The following is a 2,177-nucleotide window of genomic DNA, read 5'->3' as shown; positions in this document are numbered from 1 at the left end:
TGTAGGTGGGCCAGTTGGTGATTTTGAACTTTTGCTTTGCCACGGAACGGTCTGCGTTGTCGGGAAGATGCGTGATCTGATCCTTCAACTCAGCAAAAGTTCGATTTATTCAACAAAGCTTCCGGGCGGCGCTCGGGCAAATAAAGTCTGGTTCCAGCGTGAAAACATGCTGAAAGTGATTGATATGCTTGAACAGTGGCAGCCACTTTGTGCTCGTTATCAGTGCACAATTCCCACTCTGGCACTGGCGTGGATATTAAAACAGAGTGATTTAATCTCCATTCTTAGTGGGGCTACTGCACCGGAACAGGTACGCGAAAATGTCGCGGCACTGATTATCAACTTATCGGATGCAGACGCAACATTGATGAGGGAAATGGCAGAGGCCCTGGAGCGTTAAATACTCAACACGATTCACCTCTGTTTCTGTGAAAACTGTGATGAAAATCTGTGATTCAAACAGGTTGTTTTGAAAGTAAACATCGGTTATGCGATAATCGCGCTAATGTGATGTAAAAAGATACAGGGGTGTAATCGTGGCGGCAAAAGACAGGATTCAGGCAATTAAGCAAATGGTTGCCAACGATAAAAAAGTGACAGTCTCAAATTTGAGTGGGATTTTTCAGGTAACCGAAGAAACCATTCGCCGCGATCTTGAGAAGCTGGAAGATGAAGGCTTTTTGACCAGAACCTATGGTGGTGCTGTTTTAAATACAGCGATGTTGACGGAGAATATCCATTTTTATAAGCGCGCTTCATCGTTTTATGAAGAGAAGCAGCTTATTGCACGCAAGGCACTACCCTTTATCGACAATAAAACCACCATGGCAGCCGATTCCAGTAGTACCGTAATGGAATTGCTCAAATTGTTACAGGACCGTAGTGACCTGACGTTGCTAACCAACTCGGCGGAAGCGATTCATGTTCTGGCTCAGTCAGAAATTAAAGTCGTTTCAACGGGTGGGGAACTAAACAAAAATACACTTTCACTGCAAGGAAGAATTACTAAAGAGATCATCAGCCGCTATCATGTCGATATCATGGTAATGAGTTGTAAAGGTCTTGATATTAACAGCGGCGCGCTGGACTCTAATGAAGCGGAAGCTGAAATCAAAAAGACAATGATCCGTCAGGCGACAGAAGTTGCGTTATTGGTTGATCACTCTAAGTTTGATCGCAAAGCTTTTGTCCAGTTAGCTGATTTTAGTCATATTAATTACATAATAACTGATAAATCACCGGGTGCAGAGTGGATAGCATTTTGCAAAGACAATAATATCCAGCTGGTGTGGTAATTTAAGCACACGTTGTCAATATTATTTGTTCCTGCGCCTTGAAATAAAATGATGATAAAGATGCGGCAAGTGAATTTGCCGCAATTGCTACCTTTTTTAGCAAATCCGAGGCACCCAATGGAACAATATGATCAAATTGGCGCAAGACTGGACCGCTTGCCTTTGGCCCGGTTTCATTATCGTATATTTGGTATAATAAGCTTTAGTCTGTTATTAACGGGTTTTTTGAGTTACTCCGGTAATGTTGTCTTAGCAAAGCTGGTAAGCAATGGATGGTCAAATAATTTCCTCAATGCCGCCTTTACCTCGGCATTAATGTTTGGTTATTTCATCGGCTCTCTTACCGGTGGGTTCATCGGTGATTACTTTGGGCGGCGCAGGGCGTTTCGCATAAATCTTCTCATCGTCGGTATTGCTGCAACAGGGGCCGCTTTTGTCCCTGATATGTACTGGCTCATCTTCTTTCGCTTCCTGATGGGAACAGGAATGGGGGCGCTGATTATGGTTGGCTATGCCTCATTTACGGAGTTTATCCCCGCGACGGTGCGTGGAAAATGGTCCGCGCGGCTCTCATTTGTTGGTAACTGGTCGCCCATGCTGTCTGCGGCGATAGGTGTGGTGGTTATCGCTTTTTTTAGTTGGCGGATAATGTTTCTGTTGGGTGGTATTGGCATACTGTTAGCCTGGCTTCTCTCAGGTAAATACTTTATTGAGTCGCCACGATGGCTGGCAGGGAAAGGGCAAATCGCAGGTGCAGAATGCCGGTGATGCTGCCAACTTACTGATTTAGTGTATGATGGTGTTTTTGAGGTGCTCCAGTGGCTTCTGTTTCTATCAGCTGTCCCTCCTGTTCAGCTACTGACGGGGTGGTGCGTAACGGCA

General features: G+C 44.9%; 3 protein-coding genes and 2 pseudogenes. 4 read left to right on the top strand and 1 reads right to left on the bottom strand.

Annotated elements, in window-relative coordinates:
* Positions 1-88, bottom strand: an 88-nt coding sequence (locus tag K0778_RS28115) for a hypothetical protein (RefSeq protein WP_225526352.1), incomplete at its 3' end; no start/stop codon positions are given.
* 30 nt (positions 89-118) lie between these two features.
* On the opposite strand from K0778_RS28115, the pseudogene ydjG reads away from it, so the two are divergent.
* The 4 genes and pseudogenes from ydjG to K0778_RS25735 all read left to right on the top strand — a co-directional run.
* Positions 119-400, top strand: a pseudogene (gene ydjG, locus K0778_RS25750) (NADH-dependent methylglyoxal reductase); the annotation flags it as partial.
* A gap of 136 nt (positions 401-536) precedes the next feature.
* The gene (locus tag K0778_RS25745; protein WP_000719088.1) at positions 537-1,295 is read left to right on the top strand and encodes a DeoR/GlpR family DNA-binding transcription regulator; all 759 of its coding nucleotides are present in this window, start codon (positions 537-539) and stop codon (positions 1,293-1,295) included.
* A 117-nt stretch (positions 1,296-1,412) separates the two neighbouring features.
* Positions 1,413-2,060: pseudogene (locus K0778_RS25740) on the top strand (MFS transporter); the annotation flags it as partial.
* Positions 2,061-2,113: 53 nt separating this feature from the next.
* The coding region (locus tag K0778_RS25735; protein WP_001676991.1) for an IS1 family transposase at positions 2,114-2,177 on the top strand (64 nt) is incomplete at its 3' end.

This window comes from Escherichia sp. XD33 (assembly GCF_019375075.1).
GTDB lineage: Bacteria > Pseudomonadota > Gammaproteobacteria > Enterobacterales > Enterobacteriaceae > Enterobacter > Enterobacter flexneri_A.
Note: the sequence above shows the minus strand (reverse complement) of the source record. Positions and strands in the feature narration are given on the sequence as shown.